The organism is Hymenobacter nitidus (assembly GCF_020447315.1).
GTDB classification, from domain to species: domain Bacteria; phylum Bacteroidota; class Bacteroidia; order Cytophagales; family Hymenobacteraceae; genus Hymenobacter; species Hymenobacter nitidus.
Window position 1 is genome coordinate 611654 of record NZ_JAJADQ010000001.1, and the last position, 20427, is coordinate 632080.

General features: G+C 62.5%; 16 protein-coding genes. 3 read left to right on the forward strand and 13 right to left on the reverse strand.

The window, feature by feature from the left end; all coding sequences use genetic code 11:
* Positions 1-97: 97 nt before the first annotated feature.
* Positions 98-292: a PID-CTERM protein-sorting domain-containing protein gene (locus LGH70_RS02640; RefSeq protein WP_226182405.1), complete on the reverse strand. Its 195-nt coding sequence runs from the start codon at positions 290-292 to the stop codon at positions 98-100.
* Between the two features lie 39 nt (positions 293-331).
* Positions 332-3307, reverse strand: a complete 2976-nt coding sequence (locus tag LGH70_RS02645; RefSeq protein WP_226182407.1) for a DUF8693 domain-containing protein — start codon at positions 3305-3307, stop codon at positions 332-334.
* A gap of 314 nt (positions 3308-3621) precedes the next feature.
* On the opposite strand from LGH70_RS02645, the gene LGH70_RS02650 reads away from it, so the two are divergent.
* Together LGH70_RS02650 and LGH70_RS02655 are read left to right on the forward strand one after the other, a co-directional pair.
* Positions 3622-5118, forward strand: a complete 1497-nt coding sequence (locus LGH70_RS02650) for a nicotinate phosphoribosyltransferase (protein WP_226182409.1) — start codon at positions 3622-3624, stop codon at positions 5116-5118.
* A gap of 236 nt (positions 5119-5354) precedes the next feature.
* Entirely contained in the window at positions 5355-7565 is a 2211-nt protein-coding gene (locus LGH70_RS02655) for a M43 family zinc metalloprotease (RefSeq protein ID WP_226182411.1), read from the forward strand.
* A 132-nt stretch (positions 7566-7697) separates the two neighbouring features.
* Here the strand turns inward: LGH70_RS02655 and LGH70_RS02660 are convergent, their stop codons facing one another.
* On the reverse strand, positions 7698-8228 hold the full coding sequence (locus tag LGH70_RS02660) for a DUF4240 domain-containing protein (RefSeq protein ID WP_226182413.1): 531 nt from the start codon (positions 8226-8228) through the stop codon (positions 7698-7700).
* 188 nt (positions 8229-8416) lie between these two features.
* Here LGH70_RS02660 and LGH70_RS02665 point away from each other — a divergent pair, with 188 nt between their 5' ends.
* Positions 8417-8626 (forward strand): heavy-metal-associated domain-containing protein, encoded by a 210-nt coding sequence (locus tag LGH70_RS02665; RefSeq protein WP_226182415.1) that lies wholly within the window; start codon positions 8417-8419, stop codon positions 8624-8626.
* Between the two features lie 215 nt (positions 8627-8841).
* Here the strand turns inward: LGH70_RS02665 and LGH70_RS02670 are convergent, their stop codons facing one another.
* The 10 genes from LGH70_RS02670 to pyrE form a co-directional block, all read right to left on the reverse strand.
* Complete coding sequence (locus LGH70_RS02670) at positions 8842-9957, reverse strand: AIR synthase-related protein (protein WP_226182417.1); 1116 nt, start codon at positions 9955-9957, stop codon at positions 8842-8844.
* A 67-nt stretch (positions 9958-10024) separates the two neighbouring features.
* The gene (gene purF / locus LGH70_RS02675; RefSeq protein ID WP_226182419.1) at positions 10025-11533 is read right to left on the reverse strand and encodes an amidophosphoribosyltransferase; all 1509 of its coding nucleotides are present in this window, start codon (positions 11531-11533) and stop codon (positions 10025-10027) included.
* Between the two features lie 65 nt (positions 11534-11598).
* Positions 11599-12321, reverse strand: a complete 723-nt coding sequence (purN, locus tag LGH70_RS02680) for a phosphoribosylglycinamide formyltransferase (protein ID WP_226182422.1) — start codon at positions 12319-12321, stop codon at positions 11599-11601.
* Positions 12305-13591, reverse strand: coding sequence for a phosphoribosylamine--glycine ligase (gene purD / locus LGH70_RS02685; RefSeq protein ID WP_226182424.1), 1287 nt, complete (start codon positions 13589-13591; stop codon positions 12305-12307). Before purD ends, purN begins: the two co-directional genes overlap by 17 nt.
* Positions 13584-14081, reverse strand: coding sequence for a GNAT family N-acetyltransferase (locus LGH70_RS02690; protein WP_226182426.1), 498 nt, complete (start codon positions 14079-14081; stop codon positions 13584-13586). Before LGH70_RS02690 ends, purD begins: the two co-directional genes overlap by 8 nt.
* Positions 14082-14098: 17 nt before the next feature.
* Positions 14099-14482, reverse strand: a complete 384-nt coding sequence (locus tag LGH70_RS02695; protein ID WP_226182428.1) for a nuclear transport factor 2 family protein — start codon at positions 14480-14482, stop codon at positions 14099-14101.
* 92 nt (positions 14483-14574) lie between these two features.
* Positions 14575-15507: a phosphoribosylaminoimidazolesuccinocarboxamide synthase gene (locus LGH70_RS02700; protein WP_226182430.1), complete on the reverse strand. Its 933-nt coding sequence runs from the start codon at positions 15505-15507 to the stop codon at positions 14575-14577.
* Between the two features lie 46 nt (positions 15508-15553).
* On the reverse strand, positions 15554-16591 hold the full coding sequence (locus tag LGH70_RS02705) for a phosphoribosylformylglycinamidine synthase subunit PurQ (protein ID WP_226182432.1): 1038 nt from the start codon (positions 16589-16591) through the stop codon (positions 15554-15556).
* Between the two features lie 2 nt (positions 16592-16593).
* Positions 16594-19620 (reverse strand): phosphoribosylformylglycinamidine synthase subunit PurL, encoded by a 3027-nt coding sequence (locus LGH70_RS02710; protein ID WP_226182434.1) that lies wholly within the window; start codon positions 19618-19620, stop codon positions 16594-16596.
* A 124-nt stretch (positions 19621-19744) separates the two neighbouring features.
* Positions 19745-20338, reverse strand: a complete 594-nt coding sequence (gene pyrE / locus LGH70_RS02715; RefSeq protein ID WP_226182436.1) for an orotate phosphoribosyltransferase — start codon at positions 20336-20338, stop codon at positions 19745-19747.
* Positions 20339-20427: the final 89 nt, after the last annotated feature.

The window sequence follows — 20427 nt, forward strand, 5'->3', positions numbered from 1 at the left end:
GTACTGGCAACGCCAGAAAACAATACCGCCCGCTGCGCAGGGCGCAACGGGCGGTAGGAAATGAGGAAATCGGAGGAGCCTTCCGGTGGGACTATGCCTAGCGCCGCCGCAAACGACGCAGGCCCAGGGCCACGCCCCCAGCCAGCAGCAGGGAAACCCCGCCATCAATGGGGGCATTGGTGGCCCCCGGCCGGGGGCCGCCCGTGCCGGGGCCTTGCGCCAGTACCGGCAGTTGGGTTACGGCCAGAAATAGGATGCACAGCGCACCGCGGCGAATTAACAGCTTGATCATTCTTGTGAGACCTAGTATTTTCTATTGATTACCTTTCTTCTACTGCACCACCAGCTTGCGGGTCAGCACCCCGGCGGCGCTGCGCACCTGCAAGGTGTAGACGCCTTTGGCCAGATCGGCTACCGGCACGCTGGTGCGCAGCTCCCGGGCACTAACGGCCGCCGTTTGCTGCCATACGTGCTGCCCAATGCTGTTGACCAGTACCAGCTCGGCGGTGGTACCCGCTACGCCGCTGGCCACAACCGTCACCGGAGCCTTGGCCGCCGGGTTAGGATACAGCTGCAGTTCCCCGGCCCAGGCGTTGCCTTTGCCGCTGGATAGCGGCCGGGCCTGGTGCAGATGCAGCACGAAGCGTGAGGCACTAAGGCCCTGGCTTAGCTGGGCGGTGTAGGCGCCCTGGCGCAGGTCGTGCCAGGTGCCGCTGAGCTTGTCTTCGAGCCACACAGGCTCGGTAGCTGCGAAGTTCAGTAGCTGGGTGGGCATAAAGGTGTAGGCGCCAGCCACGGCGGCATGGACGCCCAACGCCAGGCTGCGGGGCATAGAGCCGGCGGGCAACCCCTGAATAGCCAGTGCCTCGGGGCCGGCCTGCTGGTACAGGCTGGGCTGCTCCCCGCCGTTGAGCTGCACCTTCAGCGCGTCAAACTCCGAGTCGAAGCCCGCGGTAGCGCCGTTTTGCTCATACACGTAGAAGTCGTCCTGGCCAGTGGCGCTGGTGCTGCCCACGCGTTGCAGCGTCAGCTGGACCAGGGGGCGGGTTTCGGTTTGGGCCGGGCGGCTGTAGGTTGGCTCGGAGAACGTGGTTTCGCGGGCAGCATTGGTGAAAGTCAGGTTACCAGCGGAGCCCACGGCGCTTACGCGCACGAAGAAGGCCTGGCCCATGGGCAGAACGTTGCTTCCCACCCCATTGACGTAGGCCGTGTAGCCACCGTCGTATTGACCCGTGGAGCGGTACACGTAGGCCGCCCCATCTATGCCGGTGCGGCCCACGCGGTTCCAGTCGATAGGCGCCGGGTACGGATTACCGACCAGGTGCCAGCCGGCTTCGGCCTGGGTGCCGCGGGCCAGACCCGTGCGGGTGTAAGTGCCCGTGTTGAGCGCAGTGCCGGTCAGCTCGAAAAAGTTGCCAGCGGGCTCATTAATGGTCAGACCCTGCGTTGCGTTCAGGCTTTGGCTACCATCGGCGGGCGACAACCAGCCCTGGTCGAAGCTGGCAGCACCGGAGGCCGGGGCCACTACGCGGTTTTGGGTATAGAGAAAAACGGTTGGAAATGGAGTTACCAGCCCGGGATTGGCGGCCGTGTTGTAGTCGGCATTTACCTGCAAGGGCCCCGGAGCCTGGGCACCGGGCAAAATCGGGAAGATGGCCAGGTTGCTGAGTGTAGCCCCACTCACGGCAGGAGACAGATGGCGGTAGCCGAAGCCCGCATTGCTGGCCACGTCGATGTAGCGCTGCACCACGGCCCGGCCGTTTACCACGGCGCTGCCATTGTTCACCACCATTGCCGTGCCCACGTGGTTAGACAAAATCAGGAAGCGCTGGCTGTTGGTGTTCAGGTTGCCGTTCAGCGTCAGAAGGCGCTGAATCTCGACTTGCCCGCTCAGCGTGGCGCCGGCCGAGCCTACCGTCAGGTTGCGGAACTGGGTGATGCTGGTGCCCCCGATTGCCTGGGCAGTAGTGCCGCTCAGGGCTACCGTGGCGTTGTTGGCCGCCGCGAAAGTGCCGTTGTTGACGAAGTTGCCCGTCACCGTGAGCATGCCGCCGTCGGCGACGGTCAGCGAAGCCCCGCTGTTCACCGTTACCAGGCTGGCCGTGGCCGTGCTGGTGCTTACCACGGGGTAGCGCCCCAGGCCCGAGGGAATAACGACGTTGTCGGAGGCCGAGGGCACTACGCCGCCGGTCCAGTTGGTGCCCACGTTCCAGGCCGTCGAGGTAGCCCCGGTCCAGGTGAAGGTATTAGCCAGCGAGGCTTTGTAGGCCACTGTCAGCTGGTCGCCGTTGCTGCCGGCAATGGTGTAGATATCGGAACCCACCGTTACCGAGCGGTTTTCGGCCAGGGCCATGGGCAGGTTGTTGTCGGTGGTCCAGGTGTTGGTTGCCACGTTGTAGACGTACACCGAGTTATAGAACGGGCCGGTGTTGTTCAGGTAGTCAGCCTTACCCCCAGTGATATAAATCCGGCCATCCGAGCCAAGCGTGCCACCAGGCTGGTTCAGGCCGCTGGGCAGCGCCGCCGCCGTCGTCCAGGTGTTGGTCGACGGGTTGTAGATAAGATGCGAAGTCAGGGGCGTGGAGCTGAAATCGGCAATACCGCCAATGATGTGAATCAGGCCGTTGGCATCCAGCACGGCCACGTGGCCGTGGCGGCCAACGGGCAGGGCCGCGCCGGTCGTCCAGGTGTTGGTGCCGGGCGTGTAGATCTGGGTCAGCGTATTGTCGGTAGTACCACCAAACACGTAGATTTTACCATCCGGGGCCGTTGCGGCCGCCGCTTGCCACTGGGTTACAAACATGTTGGCAATCGGCACCCACACGTTGGTATTGGGGTTGTAGCGGTAGCCGCTGCTTAGCGTCCCGCCTTGGTTGGCCCCGCCGAAGCTGTAGATCTGCCCGTCGGCCCCGACGGTGTGCGCGTGGCCGCGCAGCACAATCGGCAAGGGGGCTCCGGCGCTCCAGGTATTAGTAGCCGGGTTGTATATATCCAGGCTGTTGAATTCGGCAGAGGTGCTGTTGGCATTACCTACGTAGCCGCCCCACACGTAAATTTTGCCGTTGAGGGCTACGGCGGCGTGCTGTCCGCGCTTCTGGCTCAGGCTGGCTATTGGCGTCCAGGTAGCAGACACGCGCGCCGGGCTTGTTGTCTTGGCTGGCAGGGCCCGGGCCGCAAGGGTCGGGCGCACCATGCCGGGGCACAGCAAACCGGTGCCGCAGGGCGCCGTAGCCTGCTGGGCATATACCGACTGCATGGCCGGGGCCACCGCCAGTGCCAGCGTGAGAGCGGGTAAAAGGTTTTTCATAAAGTGGTAATAGGTGATGGGAAATGGTTGTGATAGAAGCGCAAAGCCCGCTACAAAAAATTGAATTTTTCAAATTCCAATGCAATATCATTATGAATCAATTGAAATTCAATCAGCTAATAATATATAATTATTAAGGGGCCATTTGCCGTTGCCGATGCCGCGCTGGGGCCCTGCTTTCTGTGGCACGGCAACTCCTGCTGCCGGTTCGGGGTACACTGTGGTGATTTTATCCAACCTTTGCGCACTCTGCCGGGTCGCGGTCTGCGGCCCCCGGAGTTTGTGCCTTCTTCGCGACCCTAGCCCCGCTTGCTATGCCCAGCCCCCAGGAAAACGCCCCGCTCTCCAGCCTGTACTCGTCTACGCTCAGCCTCGTCACCGACCTCTACCAGCTTACGATGAGCTACGGCTACTGGAAGCAAGGCCTGCAGGACCGGGAAGCCGTGTTTCACCTGTACTTCCGCCGCCCGCCCTTCGGGGGCGGCTACGCGGTGTGCGCGGGCCTGGCCTACGCCGCCGACTGGCTGAACAACCTGCGCTTTTCGGCCGAGGACCTGGAATATCTGGGCAGCCTGAAGGGCTCGAAAGGCACGCCGATGTTCCCCCAGGAGTTTCTGGACTACCTGCGTGAGCTACGCTTCACCTGCGACGTGGACGCCATTGCCGAGGGTACCGTGGTGTTTGCCAACGAGCCCCTGATGCGCATCAAAGGCCCTCTACTGCAGGCCCAGCTGCTGGAAACGGCGTTGCTGACGCTCATCAACTTCCAGACGCTGATTGCCACTAAATCGGCCCGCATCCGGGAAGCCGCCGGCGACGACCAGGTGTTTGAGTTTGGGCTGCGGCGCGCCCAGGGCTTCGATGGCGGCCTGGGGGCCAGCCGGGCGGCCTACCTGGGCGGAGCCGATGGCACCTCCAATATGCTGGCCGGGCAGCGCTTCGGCATTCCGGTGCGCGGCACGCACGCCCATAGCTGGGTGATGTCGTTTGGGAAGGAAGAAGAGGCTTTTGAAGCCTACGCCGACGCTTTTCCCGACGACTCGGTATTTCTGGTCGATACCTACGACACGCTGGAAGGCGTGCGCCGGGCCATCAGCGTGGCGCGCCGCATGCGGGCCCAGGGGCACGAGCTGGGCGGCATCCGCCTCGACTCCGGTGACTTGGCCTACCTCAGCCGCGAAGCCCGGGCCCTGCTGAACGAGGCCGGCTTTCCCAACACCCGCATCGTGGCCAGCAACGACCTCGACGAAAACCTGATTACCAGCCTCAAGCAGCAGGGCGCCCGCATCGATACCTGGGGCATCGGCACCAAGCTCGTCACGGCCTACGACCAGCCGGCCCTGGGCGGGGTGTACAAGCTGGCGGCCCTGCGCAAGGCCGATGATTCGGGCTGGGAATACACGGTCAAAATCTCGGAGCAGTTGGCCAAAACCAGCATTCCGGGCATTCTGCAGGTGCGGCGCTACGAAACCGAGAAAGGCCAGCCCCGCGCCGACATGCTCTACAACTCGGCCGAGCCCCTGCCCGAAAACCTGACCATCGTGGACCCGGTGGACCCCACGCGGCGGCGCCCCATCCGCAGCACCCAGTTTCGGGAGCTGCTGGAGCCCGTGTTCCGTCAGGGTGAGCTGGTGGCCGCGCTACCCACCCTGCAGGAAAGCCGGGCCCACGCCCAGCGCGAGGTGCAGAGCTTGGACCCCAGCATCCGCCGCTTCCTGAACCCGCACGTGTACCCCGTGGGTCTGGAGGAAAGCCTGAACACCTTCCGCACCAACCTGATTCTGGAAAAACGCCCCCAGCGGCCGGCGTAGGTTGCCCAGCTGAAGCCATGATTATACTGTTTTCCTCCTAGTTGGGCGGTTCTCAGCACGGCACGTATGGCCTATGCCAGCTGGTTAGGCGGCAAAGTCATGACCTAGAGCTTTCTGTTGAGCATTTGTAAAGGCGTGGCCATACTTTATGATATATCATTGTCTTTTGTTAGATTCACACTCGCCGGGTGTGAACCCGCCAGGGCTATGTTTCTTTCCATTTCTTCCTTCCCGCTATGCTGAAACACTTACTTTTCCTACGCTTTGCCCTGCTGGCAGCCGGTATTGTTGGTGCCCTGGCCACGCCGGGACGGGCGCAAACCCCGGCTGGCTCCGAGCGGGCCCACTTCACGCCGGGCCAAGGCTTCCGCTGCGCTTTCGACAGTGTGCAGCAGGCCGAGTTCGGGCGGCAGCCCGGCGCGGCGGCGCGCTACCAGCAATTTCTGCAGAATGCCGCCCAGCTCAGCGCCGACCCGGCCCGGCTACAGGCCCTGCCCGACGTCACGGTGCCGGTGGTGGTGCACGTCATCCATACCGGCGGCGCCAACAATATCTCCGACGCTCAGATTAACGACGCGATGCGCATCCTGAACGAAGATTTCAGCAAGCGCAACGCCGACACGAGCAACGTAATTGCCGCGTTCCAGGCGCGTTACGCCAACGTGGGCTTTCGGTTCCGGCTGGCCAAGCGCGACCCCAGCGGCAACTGCACCTCGGGCATTACCCGCACCTACTCGACCCTGACCAACATCGGCGATAACCAAGTGAAAAGCCTGATTGTGTGGGACCAGAGCCGCTACCTCAACATTTGGGTGTGTACCAGTGCCAACGGGGCCCTGGCCTACGCCACCTCGCCCTGCTGGGGCGGCCCCAACGACGGCGTGGTGGTGAAGCACGACAACTTGGGCAGCATCGGCACCTCCCTTGGCACCAGCAAAGCCTTACGCTCGCTCACCCACGAAGTTGGCCACTACTTCGGCCTGCCTCACACCTGGAGCACCGCCCTCTCCGGCCTCCCTGGGCTGCCGGCCTACTGCGCCACCGACGACGGCATTGCCGATACGCCCAACACCATCGGCTCCCTGGGCGGCTGCAACCTGGCCTTCTCGCCCTGCACCGATGCCAACGGCCAGCCCATTCTGGCCAATGTGCAGAACTACATGGACTACTCGGATTGCGCGGCCATGTTCACCACGGGGCAGAAAACGGTGATGCGGGCCTCCCTGCAAACAAGCTGCCGGGCCCAGCTCACTACGCCGGCCAACCTGCTGGCCACGGGCACCAACGACGGCTTCACCGGCGGGCCCTGCGCCCCGGTGGTGGCGTTTGAACCTTCGGCCTCTAAAATCTGTGAGGGCGGCACCATTACTTTTAACGACTACTCCTACAACGAGCAGCCAGGCGACACCCGCACCTACAGCTGGAGCTTTCCGGGCGGCTCCCCCGCCACCTCTACCCTGCGCAATCCGCTGGTGAGCTACCCCGTCGGTGGGCAGTATGACGTGACGCTGACCGTGACGAGCACCCCCGGCGGCAGCACCACGCGCACCCGGCCGCAGCTGGTGCAGGTGGCGGGCGCTAACACGGGCCTGACCGCGCCGATGCTGGAGTCGTTCGAGAATGCAGGCTTCCCCAACAATTTCGCCGTGCCCGACCTGCGCAACTGGGCCTCGACGTCGACTTCCACCGCGGCGTTAGCGGCGTGGCAGCGGCGGGCCAATACCCCCGGAGGCCTGCTGTCGAGCGACGGCGCGGCCTGCGTATCGGTACGCAGCAACCTGCTGGCCAACAACACCGTCACCTGGCTAACCTCGCCCAACATTAACCTGGGCGCCTTTAGTACCAACAGCCCTTTGGTGTTGACCTTCGACCGGGCCTATGCCCTGCGCCCCACGCCGGTAGCCGAAACCCTGCAGGTGCAGTTCAGCACCAACTGCGGTGTCACGTGGACAGCGGGCCCCACGTTCTCCAGCGCGGCCCTCAATACCATGGACACGCTGCGCTCCAACGGCTTCACTCCCCTGCAGGCCACCGACTGGAAGTCTCTGCAAATTCCCCTGCTGCCCAGCGTTATTGGCCCCAACTTCCTGCTGCGCTTCCAGCTTACCAGCCAGATGGGCAACCCCCTGTACCTGGATAAGGTCCGCATTGCTCTGGCCAGCATCACCAGTACGGCCACCCTGGCCGAGCATTACGGGCTGCGCCTGTTCCCCAACCCGGCCACCGCCGAAACGACAGTGGAGCTGCTGATGCCCGCGCCCGCCGCCGTAGAGGTTCGCATTACCGACCTGCTGGGCCGCGAGGTACTGGCCCCAACGAGCACGCGCCTGGCCGCGGGCCGGCAAGCAGTGGCGCTGCCCCGAGCCGCTCAATTGGCGCCGGGGCTCTACCTGGTGCAGGTGCTTACCGGCGAACAGACCTTATCGACTAAGCTAGTGGTGCGCTAAGCCTCGTATGCACTGTTGTTGCCGGAGAGTAAGATGGATGATTAGCTGGTAGGCCCCAAAGAGGAAAGCGAGTTGACGCACCCGATGGTTTAGGCAACTGCCAGCTATACAAAAAGTACTAAGCTTACTTAGTCAGGCGCCAAACTTCTTCCACAGCCGCGGCAGCATGCGGGGCAGTTGGTTGTCGGTCCAGTCTTCGCCTTTCGTGACCGAGCCCGGGCCGTAGTCCAGCCCGCGGGCTTCGGCCTGGGCGCGGGGGAAGGTTTCGTCTTCTTCCGGCTGGCCGGTGCGCTCGGCGAAGGCAATAGTGGCCACGTAGAGTAGCTGCTCGAAATCCTGGTAGGGCTCCTGCACCACGTCGGCCAGGGTATCGGGGCTGCGCAGGGCGTTGGCAAACACGGTTTCGCCCTGCCCCACCAGCCAGCACCGGAAGTACAGGTAGGAATCGTCGGAGACGTAGCCGTCGATAATTTTCTGGGCGGCCATAACGGTGAAATCATCGGCTTCAATGATATACTGGCGCAGCAGGCACTCGAATTCGATTATCTGTTCCGGCTCACGCTCGGTCAGGCGGGCCACGAGGTGCTGCTGCTGACGCTCCTGGTTGCCGGCCGCCTCGGCTTTGGCAGCATCTAGTAGGTGCCAGAATTCTTTCTTATCCATATCGGGGCCCACAGGCAAGCGTATAAAAGTTCGACGCGCCGAAATACGGCAAAATGCTGCACTCTGCCAGCCGAAGCCTGTACCACGAGGGCCCGCATCTTGCGCTACTTTTGCTGCGTATTCATTGTTATTCTAACACGGCCAACCGTCGTTTCTGTACTTACCGGTGGCCTAACGCTTTCCTGCTCATGTCAACCCTAAAATTCAAAACCAGCATCAACTGCGCCAACTGCCTACGGGCCGTCACGCCTTTTCTCGACGCGGAAGCCAGCGTGGAGAAGTGGAGCGTCGACACCAGCAACCCGGATAAAATCCTCACGGTGGAAGGCGAAAACCCCATTCCCGAGCTGATTATGAAATCCGTCTCCCAGGCCGGCTTCGATATCGAGCCCGCCTAATAATGTGCGAATGTGGAGGAATGTGCTGATGTGCTAACCTCGTGTCATTGTGAGCAGCGCGAAGCAATCCGTCCTCTGCACAGTACGAAATGTCCTTTTGCCAGAAAGCCCTTTCCCGTTAACAACGAGAAAGGGCTTTCTATTTTTTGAACACTCAGCACATTTCAGAGGCCGGATTGCTTCGCGCTGCTTGCAAGGACAGGGCACGCCAGCCGCTACTCGTAGCTAAGCTCGCCGGCACCTACTGCCAGCCGCACGCCGGGCTCGGCCGTGATGCGGCCGGCCACCTGGGCCTGGTAGCCGTGGCCACGCAGATTGTCGGCTACGGCTTCGGCCTGGGCTTCGTCGGTTACGAGCAGCATACCGTTGCCCATGTTCCAGTACAGATAAGCCTCCGTGGGCGTGATGCCGGCCAATTCGGCAAGCTGCTGCATAGCGGGCAGGGGCTCAAACAGGTTGGTCAGCTCAGCGCCCACGCCGTTTTTGAGCACCCGTTTGAAGTTGTCGGCAATACCGCCGCCGGTGATGTGGGCGGCGGCGTGCACGGGGAGGCCCGCATCCAGCACCGCCCCCACGCCGGGTGCGAAAATAAGCGAAGGAGCCAGCATTACTTCGCCCCAGGTCTGGCCCATTTCGGCGGCATCGGGGCCGGAGTAGGGCGCCGTGTGCCAGGCTTCACCGAAGGCTTTGGTAAGGGCGCGGCGGGCCAGGGAGTAGCCATTGGAGCGGAACGAAGGCGAGCGAAGCGCCACCACGGCCTGCCCGGCCCGCACGTTGGCCCCGCTCAGGGGGCGCTCCAGGCTGGGGTGCAGCACGCCTACCGCCGTCGAGCACCAGTTGAAGTTCATCCGGGCGCCGGGGTAGCCGCCGATGCGGTTGCCGAGCTCAGCAATTTCCCCGCCCGTCACGGCAATCTGGCTGAACTGGGCCGCGTCGTGCAGGCCGCGCATGAGCTCATCCACCACCTCGTAGTTGAGCGTGTTCACGTCGATGATGTTCGACAGATTGGTGGGGATAAAACCGGCTACGATTAGGTCGTCGGCTACCATGGCAATCAGGTCGTAGCCCAGCGTGTCGTAACGGTCGGTGCGCTCGGCCACTTCAATCTTGGTCCCGATGCCGTCGGAGCCGATGCCCAGCCGCTCGGCTCCAAAGCGGATTTCGTTGGAAAAGCCGCCTGCCAGATCCTGGGCCGGCTCGCCGGGCTTGCCCGCGCGGGTCGAGAAGGTTTTCTGGGCCCAATGGTACGCATTTTTGGAGGCGGCATTGCCTTCCTCGATGGAATAGCCGGCAGTGGCTTTGATGGTGGTATCGGCGGAGGTCTGACTCATGGCAGCAGGAAGGTCGTAGTAAGCAATTGTCATCCTTGGCGAGCGTACGATGACATCTGATGGTGAATTAATGCTCGGTGGGCTCGGGAGCCTTGGCGCTGACGGAGGGCACCGTGCCGCCGCTGTTTTTTTTGTCGCCGCGGTGGCTCTGGCGCTCTTCCTGGATGTGGCGCAGGTATTTGGTCACGTCGCCGGTGGGGTACTCGCCGGTGAAGCAGGCAAAGCAGCTGCCGCCGTGGCCCTTATCTTCCGCGAAAAGCTCCTTCAGGTCGTCTATCGACTGGTAGATAACCTTGTCGGCCTCGATGTAGCGGCAGATTTCCTCCTCCGTGTAGTTGGCCGCAATCAGCTCGGTGCTCATCGCCATATCGATGCCGTAGATGCAGGGGGCAATGATGGGCGGGGCCGAGCTGATGAAGTACACCTCCTTGGCCCCGGCCTCGCGCAGAATCCGCACGATGCGCCGCGAGGTAGTACCCCGCACGATGCTGTCGTCGACCACGGCAATCTTCTTGCCCTCCACAAACTCCCGAATCGGGTTGAGCTTCTTCTTGACGATATCCTCGCGGCCGGCCTGGCTGCTCACGATGAAGGAGCGGCCCATGTGGTTGTTCTTGACCAGGGCCCGGCGGTAGGGCACGCCAATGGCCTCGGCCAGCCCGGAGGCCGCAAAGTAACCCGACGACGGCACGTCAATCACCATATCGGGCTGAATACCCGACTCGATAACCTTGCGGGCCAGCAGCTTGCCCAGGCGCACCCGCTCCCGGGCCACCAGTCGGCCGTGGATGGCCGAATCTTCGCGGGCGAAGTAAATGTGCTCGAACACGCAAAAGGCCTTGGGCAGGCTGTACGGATTCTTGTAATGCACCTTGAAGTCCTTATCGATGAACACCGCCTGGCCCGGGCCCACGTTCTTGATGAACTCGAAGCCCAGGTAGTCGAAGCAGGTGCTTTCGGAGGCAAAGGCGTAGATGGGGCCCCGCTCGGTGTCGCGGCGGCCCAGCACCAGCGGCCGGATGCCCAGCGGGTCGTTGAAGGCCAGCAGGCCGTGGCCGGCAATGACGGTGATGGTAGCATACGCGCCCTTTACCAGCTCCTGGGTGGTTTCCACGGCGTCGAAAATGTCGATAACCGACAGCGCATCCAGGTTTTTCAGGCGCAGCTCCGAGGCGAAGGTGTACATGATCAGCTCCAGGTCGTTGCTGGTCTTGGGCAGCACGTGGTACTTCTCGTGCAGGCGCTTGGCGGCCGAGCGGAAGTTGATAACGTTGCCGTTGTGCACCATCGACAGCCCAAACGGGTAGCTCGTGGTGAAGGGTTGGGCCAGCTCGGCGTCGCCGGAGCCCTGGGTGGTGTAGCGGGCATGGCCGATACCGATGTTGCCCTTGAGCTTCTTGAGCTGCTTGGGCTTGAACACGTCCGAAATCAGGCCGTTGCCCTTGCAGAGGTGAAAGTTGTCGTCGAAGGTGGCTATGCCGGCCGCGTCCTGGCCGCGGTGCTGAAGCGCCGTCAAGCCAAATACGATGTCGTGGGCGACGTCATCGGGGCCGTAAAAACCTACTATTCCGCACATGGCAGTTTCAAAAAGTCAGCAGCCAGTTTTTCAGGCTGGAAGCTGGGGTGGTGGGTGGTAATGCTCTATCGACTAGCCTCCCCTCCTGCTCCCGCTTCCGAAGGGGAAGCGGAACCAGACGATAAAGGCACCAGGGGTTCGGGGGTGGTTTCAGCGGCGGTGGCCGTTTCGGGGGTCAGGTTGGGTAGCTCGCCCCGGATAAGGCGGGCCAGGGTGTCGGCGTAGAGAGAGTGCTCCACGGCCAGGCCGCGGCGTTCTACCTCGGCCAGGCTGTCAGCACCTTGCAGGTCAACCGGATGCTGAGCCAGCACGGGCCCGGTGTCCAGGCCCTCATCAACCAAATGCACCGTGATTTTGGTTTCCGGCAGCTGATTTTCGAAGGCCCACTCGTAGGCGTGCAGGCCCTGGTGCTGGTGGGTGTCGGCGGGGTGAATGTTGAGGATGCGCCCGGCAAAGGCCCGAATGAAAGTGGGCGACAGAATGCGCATATACCCAGCCAGCACGATGTAGTCGGGCCGGTACTGGTTGAGCACTTCCACCACCTCGGCGTCAAACTCGGCCCGCTTACGGCCCTGGCTGCTGAGGCTGGCGGTAGCACAGCCCAGGGCGGCAGCCGTTTCCAGGCCGGGCGCGTCGGGCTTGTTGCTGAAGACCACGGCTACTTCGGCCAGGTTCTGTAGCACGCCACTGTGCACGGCCTTTACCAGGGCTACCATGTTGGAGCCCCGGCCCGACAGCAGAATGGCCAGGCGCGCTTTGCGGACGCTATGATTACCAGTTGCTTGCAAGAGTAGGTTCCGGCCGCTGGCCGATATCGGTACGGATGTAGACATCCTGAAATGAAATTCGCTGAGCCTCCCGATACACGTGGTGCACCGCCTCTTCCAGCTCTTCGCCGTGCCCCACCACGACCATCACCCGGCCGCCAGTAGTTACCAGCGCCTCGCCCTGGCGCCGCGTGGCACCGTGAAAAGCCAGCACGCTCGGGTGCAGCTGGTCGAGGCCGGAGATGGGGAAGCCGGTGGGAAAGTCGGCGGCGGGATAGCCGCCCGAGGCCAGCACTACGCCCACGTAGTAGCCGCGCCGCTGCCGCACCACGGTCTGCTGCAGCTTGCCGTCGAGGGTGGCTTCAATCAGCTCCAGCAGGCTGCTTTCGAGGGCGGGCAAGAGCACTTCGGCTTCCGGGTCGCCGAGGCGCACGTTGTATTCGAGCAGCTTGGGGCCCTGGGCCGTGAGCATGATGCCAAAGTACAGGAAGCCCTTGAAGTTGAACTGCTCGTTCTGCAGGCCGCGCAAGGTGGGGTCCACGATGCTGGTGCGGATGGCGGCCAGCACGTTGTCGTCGCAGAACGGGACGGGGCAGTAGGCGCCCATGCCGCCAGTGTTGGGGCCCTGGTCGCCGGCCAGCAGCTGCTTGTGGTCCTGCGACGGAGCCAGCAGCCGCACCCGGTTGCCATCCGTGACGCCGATAATACTGATTTCGGGACCGATAAGCTTTTCCTCCAGCAAAAAGCTGAACCAGCCGGTGTGCTGCTGCTGCAAATCATCCAGGGCGGCCTGGGCTTCTTCAATCGACGAGCAGACGTACACACCCTTGCCGGCCGCCAGCCCGTCGTATTTTACTACCACCTGCCCGTTCAGCTCGGTAGCCTTGGCGCGGGCGTCGGCCAGCTTATCGCTGCGGTACTGCCACGACAGGGCCGTAGCCACGCCGTGCCGCCGCATAAAGTCCTTGCTCCACACCTTGGAGCTTTCCAGCACCGCCCCAGCCCGGGAGGGGCCAAATACGCGGATGTCGGAACCGGCAAAGTAATCGACCGCGCCAGCGGCCAGCGGCGCCTCGGGCCCCACCACGATGAGCTTCACGCCGTGCGTTTCGCAGAACTGCTGAATGGCCGGAAAGTCGGTGGCGCTGATGTCGGGGTGGCTGTTGGGAATGCCGCCGTTGCCGGGCAGCACGTGCACCGTGGCCCCGTCGCGGGTCAGCTTCCACGCCATGGCGTGCTCACGGGCCCCGCCGCCGAGAAGAACAATAGGTTTGGGAGAAGAACTAGTCATGAGAAGGTGATTCGGCTGCGTCAGAAAGGAGGAGATGCTTGCCGAAGCAGGCGGAATTGTCGCGGCCAACATAGCGCCCATAACTAGGGCGGCGCTGGTAGCCGTTTTTGAGGTAAAAGCGGCAGGCTTCGGTATTGGCCACCCGGGTTTCGAGCCACAGCTCAGCGTAGCCAGCCTGTTGGGCTTTGGCTTCGAGCTGCTGCAACACGGCCTCGCCGATGCCCTGGCGGGAATATTTGGCGAACATGCGCTTTACTTCGCCTATGCCCGCAGCCAACGGCCGCACCGCCCCGCAGCCGACTGCTTCGCCCTCCATCCGGGCCAGCAGGAAAATATAGCGCGGGTCATTGGCCTGCCACTCCGTAAACGAGGCCCGCCCGTCGCTGCCGAAGCGCGCGCCCAGCTGCTCCGACAGGGCGTCGAGCAAAGGCTGCGCTTCCGCCGCCTGGGGCGAGGAAACTTCGAGCTGGATGGCGGTGGCGGTGGACATTGGGAGGCAGCGCAGGCTTAGCTAATATCGGTGATGGAAATTATTTGCCCGTCGGCAAACTCGAAAACTGATTTGCCCTGCAGTTGCAGCAGGTCGCCAGCCTTCAGGCCGTTGGGAAAGTCCAGGGCGGCCACGGCCGAGTAGTCGAGCCGCACTTCCACGCGGTTGTCGGCTATTTGCCAATCCGTAACGCGCTGTTCCCGCTGGGAGAAGTACTGCAGCGCCTGCTCGGCCTGCTGGCGGAAGCTCTCCTTGCCGGTTAGGGTCAGGTCCACTTCCCCGTTGGTCATGTTGCGGAACACCACGTCCTCGTGCAAATGACGAATCATGCCGGCTACATCAAAGCGGTTGTAGGCTTCGATGTAGCTTTCCACGAGTTGCTTCTGTTGGGCAGCGTCCATTGGCTTAGTTGATTACAGCATCCGTCGTTCCGCTTCGGCGGCGCGCATTACCGTGGGGCTAGCGGTAGCGGAGGGTATGATTACTGACGAGTTCAGGCATCTTTCATGATGCCGGCGCGCACGAGGTTATCCACGAGGCGGGCTTGCACGTCGCCGCCGGCAGTGGTTTCGTCGCCGGTGGGCAGCGGGGCACCCGTGATACGCTCGTAGATATCGAGGTAGCGGCGGGTGGCTTCAGCGGAAACTTCGGGCGTGAGGGCGCGGGGGTACTGGCCGTCCTGCTTGTTGGCAATCAGCCACTGGCGCACGTACTCCTTGTCCATCTGCTCGGCTGTCTCCGGGTTCTTGGCGTAGTCCGCGGCGCTCCAGAACCGCGACGAGTCGGGCGTGTGGATTTCGTCAATCAGAATCAGCTCCCCATTTAGCAACCCGAACTCGTACTTGGTGTCCACGAGGATGATGCCGCGCTCGGCCATCCACTGCGAAGCGAAATTGAACAGCTCCAGCGACTTCACCCGCATCTGCTCGTAGAGCTCGGCCGACACCCAGCCTTCTGCCACTAGGTTTGCGGGCGTAATCTCGCGGTCCGACTCCTCCTTGGTTGTCGGCGTCACGATGGGCTCGGGGAATTGCTGGTGCTTGGTCAGGCCGTCGGGCACGGTTACACCCGAGAAGGTGCGCTGGCCTTGCTGGTAGCCGCGCAGCATCGAGCCGGTGAGGTAGTTGCGCACCACCATTTCCACCCGAATCGGCTCGGCTTCCTTGGCCAAGGTCACGTTGGGGTCGAGCAGGCTGATAACGTGGTTGGGAATGATGTGCTGCGTCTTTTCGAACCAGAAAGCAGCCAGCCCGTTCAGCACCGCGCCTTTGTGGGCCACGGGCGTTTCCAGCACCGAGTCGAAGGCCGACAAACGGTCGGTTACCACGATGAGCCGCTCACCGGAAGGGGCACGGTACGAGTCACGAACTTTGCCGCGGTGCAGCAGTTCGAGCTGGGGAGTATCGAAGTGGTTAAGGGTGTTCATACGACGAGTTAGCAGCCGGCACTAGGTCAGCGGAATGCGGAGGTGTCTAGGAGGAAAACTGGTGGGCTTCCTGGGGTGTGGCAGCGGCCGGGCGCTGGCTTTGCACGTGCGCCACGATGTTGCGGAACAGCTTGAGCCCGTCGCCTTCCTCACTCAGATTTGGGTTTTGGCGCTTGCGCCGGCCCCAGTCGGGGTGGTTGTAGAGCGACAAAAAGGCCTCGGGGTGGGGCATCAGCCCGAATACCTGCCCGGTGGTGTCGGTCAGGCCGGCGCAGTTCAGGTCGGCGCCGTTAGGGTTGTGCGGGTACACGTCGGTGGGCGAGCCGTCGAAATCGGTGTAGGCCAGGCAGTTCAGCGCCCGGGCTTCGATTTCGGCCAGCGTTTCTTCGCCCTTGATAATGAGGCGACCTTCGCCGTGGCGCACCGGCACTTCCAGCGTGTCAATGCCCTTGAGGAAGGGCGAGTTGGATTCGGGGTTGACCTTCAGCCGCACCCAGCGGTCCTCGTAGCGGCCCGAGGCGTTGTGGGTCAGGGTTACTTCCGGCGTCACGTTACCGCTCAGGTTGGGCAGCAGGCCCAGCTTTACCAGCACCTGAAAGCCGTTGCAGATGCCCATCACGAACTTGCCGTTGGCCACGAACTGCTTGATATCGTCGAGCAGGGTGCGGCCCTCGGCGTTTTTGCGGTAGCGCAGCTTGTTGGCCAGCACCACGCCCGAGCCCAGGTCGTCGCCGAAGCTGAAGCCGCCGGGGAAGTTCAGGATGTCGTAGTCGTGGATGCTGACGTGGCCGTGCATCACCTCGTTGAGGTGGACGATGGTAGCCTCGGCACCGGCCAAACGGTAGGCGGCGGCAAATTCATCCTCGCAGTTGATACCAAAACCAGTCAGAATCAGGGCCTGCACCGGTTTCGTCGGCTCACTTGTGCTGCTGTGCAATGGCTCGGTGCTTTCGTGGCCGCCGTCGATGCTCTTGTAGCCGAGCACGGTCACCGTGCCGTCGGCATTGGTATGCGCGGGGCCGGTTTCGTCGCGCTGCGGCTGGGGCGGCACGTTCAAATCAGGAAACAGGGGTTTCTCGTTCATTTTTACTGCGCTGCTTCGTGCTGGCCGAAGCCGATAATTCTGTTCACGGGCCCGTTGGTCCACTCGTGGCGCAACGCCGCGGTATCGGCCGCAATAACGGTTTGGCCGTTGTAACGCACCGTCAGCTGCCCATCCGGCGTCACCACACCGAGGCGGGTGGCACGGGTACCAAAGTGCTGCTCGAAAGCCACTACATCTTCCGGCGCCACCGTGGCTACGAAGCGGGAGTGCGACTCGGAAAACAGCTGCACGTGGACTGGCAGCTCTTGTGGCAATTCGATGGTAGCCCCGAAGCCGTAGCCAAATGTAGCTTCAGCCAGGGCCACGGCCAAACCGCCATCCGACAAGTCGTGGCAGGACTGGATGAGGCCCTGGTCGTTGGCCTGACCCATGAGGGTGTACAACGTTTTAGCGGCTTCAAAACGCACTTTGGGTACGTTGGCGCCCAGCTCGCCGAAGAGCTGATAGAACTCCGAACCGCCCAGCTCGTCGTAGGTTTCGCCCAGCAGGTACACCACGTCGCCTTCTTGCTTGAAGTCGGAGGTGATGGTGCGGCGCACGTCCTCGATTTTGGCGGTCATCGAATACAGGACCGTGGGCGGAACGGAAATCTTCACGCCGTCGGCCTTGAAGTCGTTCTTCATCGAGTCCTTGCCCGAAGTCAGCGGGATACAGTAGGCGGCCGTGGCGTCGCGCAGGGCCTGGCACATGCGCACCAGCTTGGCCAGCTTGTGCTTGCCGTCGGGGTTGCCAATGGGGTCGTACACCGAGTCGGGTACGCAGAAGTTGTCGTTCACCGACCAGAAGTTCCCATCACCGTAACTCAGGTTGGGCAGCTTCCCTCCCACCGCTACAATCTGGCGCACGGCTTCGTCGAAGGCCCCGGCCGACATATCGTAGGCGTCCAAATCACCGAAACGGGGCAGAATACCGTTGCTCACGGCCACGCCTTCCCAGCTCTCGAAGTTGAAGCGTACCACGGCGGCATCCTGGGGAGCCTGGCCCGTTGCGCCCATCAGGGGCTTGATAATCGTGCGGCCTTTTACCTCGTGGTCGTACTGCCGAATGACGGATTCACGGGAGCAGATATTCAGGCTACCCAGCAGGCGACTCAGTACGTCGGTATAGTCAAGTTTGGCAGGCAACGCGGGTTCCTGGACGGTGGGCTTGCTCCACTCGGCTTCCAGCACTTTACGCGGCACGCCGTTGTGCAAGAACTCCATGTCGATGCGCGCCACCGACTCCCCGTCGAAGCGCACGTCGAGGCTGCCATCGGCAGTGAAGTAGCCAATATCGGTCAGCTCCACTTCCATTTCCCGGCCCAGCGCCAGCAGCTCGTCCAGCTTGCTTGGCTCTACGGCCAACGAAAAACGCTCCTGCGACTCGGAAACAAAGATTTCCCAGGGCCGCAGGCCGGGGTATTTCAGCGGCACTTTCTCCAATTCTACCACCGCGCCGCCGCTGATAGTCGCCAGCTCGCCGATAGAGGAGGACAAGCCGCCCGCGCCGTTGTCGGTGCTGCACTTGATTAGGCCGCGGCGGGTCGCCAGGATCAGGAAGTCCATGGCCAGCTTCTGGGTGATGGGTGAGCCAATCTGCACGGCCGTGGCGGGCGAGGTTTCGTCCAGCTCAATGCTGCTAAACGTCGCGCCGTGGATGCCGTCCTTGCCCACCCGGCCGCCGGCCATGATAATGCGGTCCTGGGCGTCGATTTTCTTTTCCCACGAATCGAGGCCGGCCAGCTGCATGGGCATCACGGCACCGGTGCCGCAGTACACCAGCGGCTTGCCGGCGTAACGGTCATCAAACACAATGGCGCCGTTCACCGTCGGCACCCCCGATTTGTTGCCGCCGTCCTCAATGCCCTTGCGCACTCCTTCGAAAATGCGGCGCGGGTGGAGCTGGTTGCTCAGCAAAGTGCCCGAAAACTCGGGGTTGCCGAAGCAGAGCACGTTGGTATTGAACAGCAGCTTGGCGCCCCCGATGCCGGTAGCCAGCGGGTCGCGGTTGTTGCCCAGAATGCCGGTAATGGCCCCACCGTAGGGGTCAATGGCCGAGGGTGAGTTGTGGGTTTCGACTTTCCACACGAACAGCGACTCGGGGTTGATGCGCACGGCCCCGGCGTTGTCGCTGAACACTTTAATCAGCCAGTCGTTGCCGTTGGCCCGCAGCTGCCGGTCCACTTCCGAGGTGGCGTCTTTGATATAAGTCTTAAACAAAGAGTCTACTTCGAACTCCTCGCCCGTATCGGCATCCCGATACTTGATGATGGCCGAGAACTCCTTGTGCTTGCAGTGCTCCGACCAGGTCTGGGCCACAATTTCCAGCTCGCAGTCGGTCGGGTCCTGGGGCAGGCCGGCGGCTTGGCGCTCGTCGGCAATGCTGGTGTAATGGTCGCGCACGGCGCGCATTTCCTCCAGGTTCAGGGCGTAGAGGTTGTCTTTGGAAAGCTTCACCAGCTCCTCATCCGACAGGCCCACTAGTCGCACGGTGTCCGTAATAGATTCGGCCCCACCGCCCGGCCGCGGCGTATAGTCGCGAATCTGGGCTATGGGGCCGACCTCGAAGCGGTTAATCATCTTGTTGCCGAGCAGGTCTTCGGCCAAGCGGCGCAGACTACTCTCCGGCAGCTCGTGCTCCAGGAAGTAGAGCCGTTTGCTGAAAATATGCTGGGTATGGGTGTCGAGCGGCTCGTTGAGAAAGTCGCCGAGGGCATTCTGGGCCGATATGCCTTCGTCGTCGGTTACGCCGGGCAGCTTGGCCACCAGAATGTAGCTTTTATACTGGGAGCCGTGGCGAAACTCGTCGAGGGCCACGTCGTGCAGCACCGGGTCCTGAAGGCAGTGGGTGGCAAAGTCGCGCAGCTGCGTGTCCGTTACAGGGTAGCGCACCGTGTAGAGGGCGGTGCTTTGCACCCGGCCCGTGGAGAGGCCCAGGTGGCGGGAGGCAGCTTCGGCTACACGTTGGCCCTCGCCATCGTGTTGGCCGGGCTTGAGCAGAAGCTGAATGGTTCTTTGGGTAGCGTCCAAAAGAGGGAGGTTTGTCTATTTTTCGGGTTTCCCACGCGCAGCAAAATCACCGCCGTGAGGAAGCATACCCGCGCAGGGTACGCCGAAAATGCCTTGCCGCAGCGCCGTTTGCGCCGTAGTAGGTTTAAGAAAACGCTTTATCGGGCCGACTGCCCGGTTTTACCACCGGAATACCTGCCCGGCACAGCGGGCACTCATCGGGTGCGTAGGTAGCCGCCGTGACCGGCAGCAGGGCAAAGTTCGGAAAAGAAAGTGAGGCTTCCCCACCCGTGCGGTCAATTAAACTGGCCACGGCCAAAACTTTTGCCCCCAGCCCCGTCAGCAGCCGGGCTACCTCGTTGGTGCTCTTGCCGGTAGTTACCACGTCTTCGGCAATGATAATTTTCTGCCCCGGCTCGATGGTAAAGCCCCGCCGCAGCGTCATCTGCCCCGTATCGTCGCGCTCGGTAAAAATGCCGGGCACGCCCAACTGCCGGGCCAGCTCGTAGCCGATGACCACCCCGCCCATGGCCGGACCGACCACCACATCGGGCTGCAAATCCGCCTGCTGAATCTGCCGGGCCAGCTCGGCCGCGGCGGGGGCCGCCAGATCGGGGCGGCGCAGAAACCGGGCGCACTGCACGTAGGTATCGGAGTGCAGGCCCGAGGACAGGCGGAAGTGGCCGCGCAGCAGCGCATCTTCCTGCAACAGCTGCTGCTCCAGGGTTTCAGAATTCACGAAAGGTTGGGTGGAGGTCGGAAGTGACACTATATAGAAGGGGGTGAAGTCGAAAGGAAGTTTTGTTTTTACCAGGACGGCCCTGACAT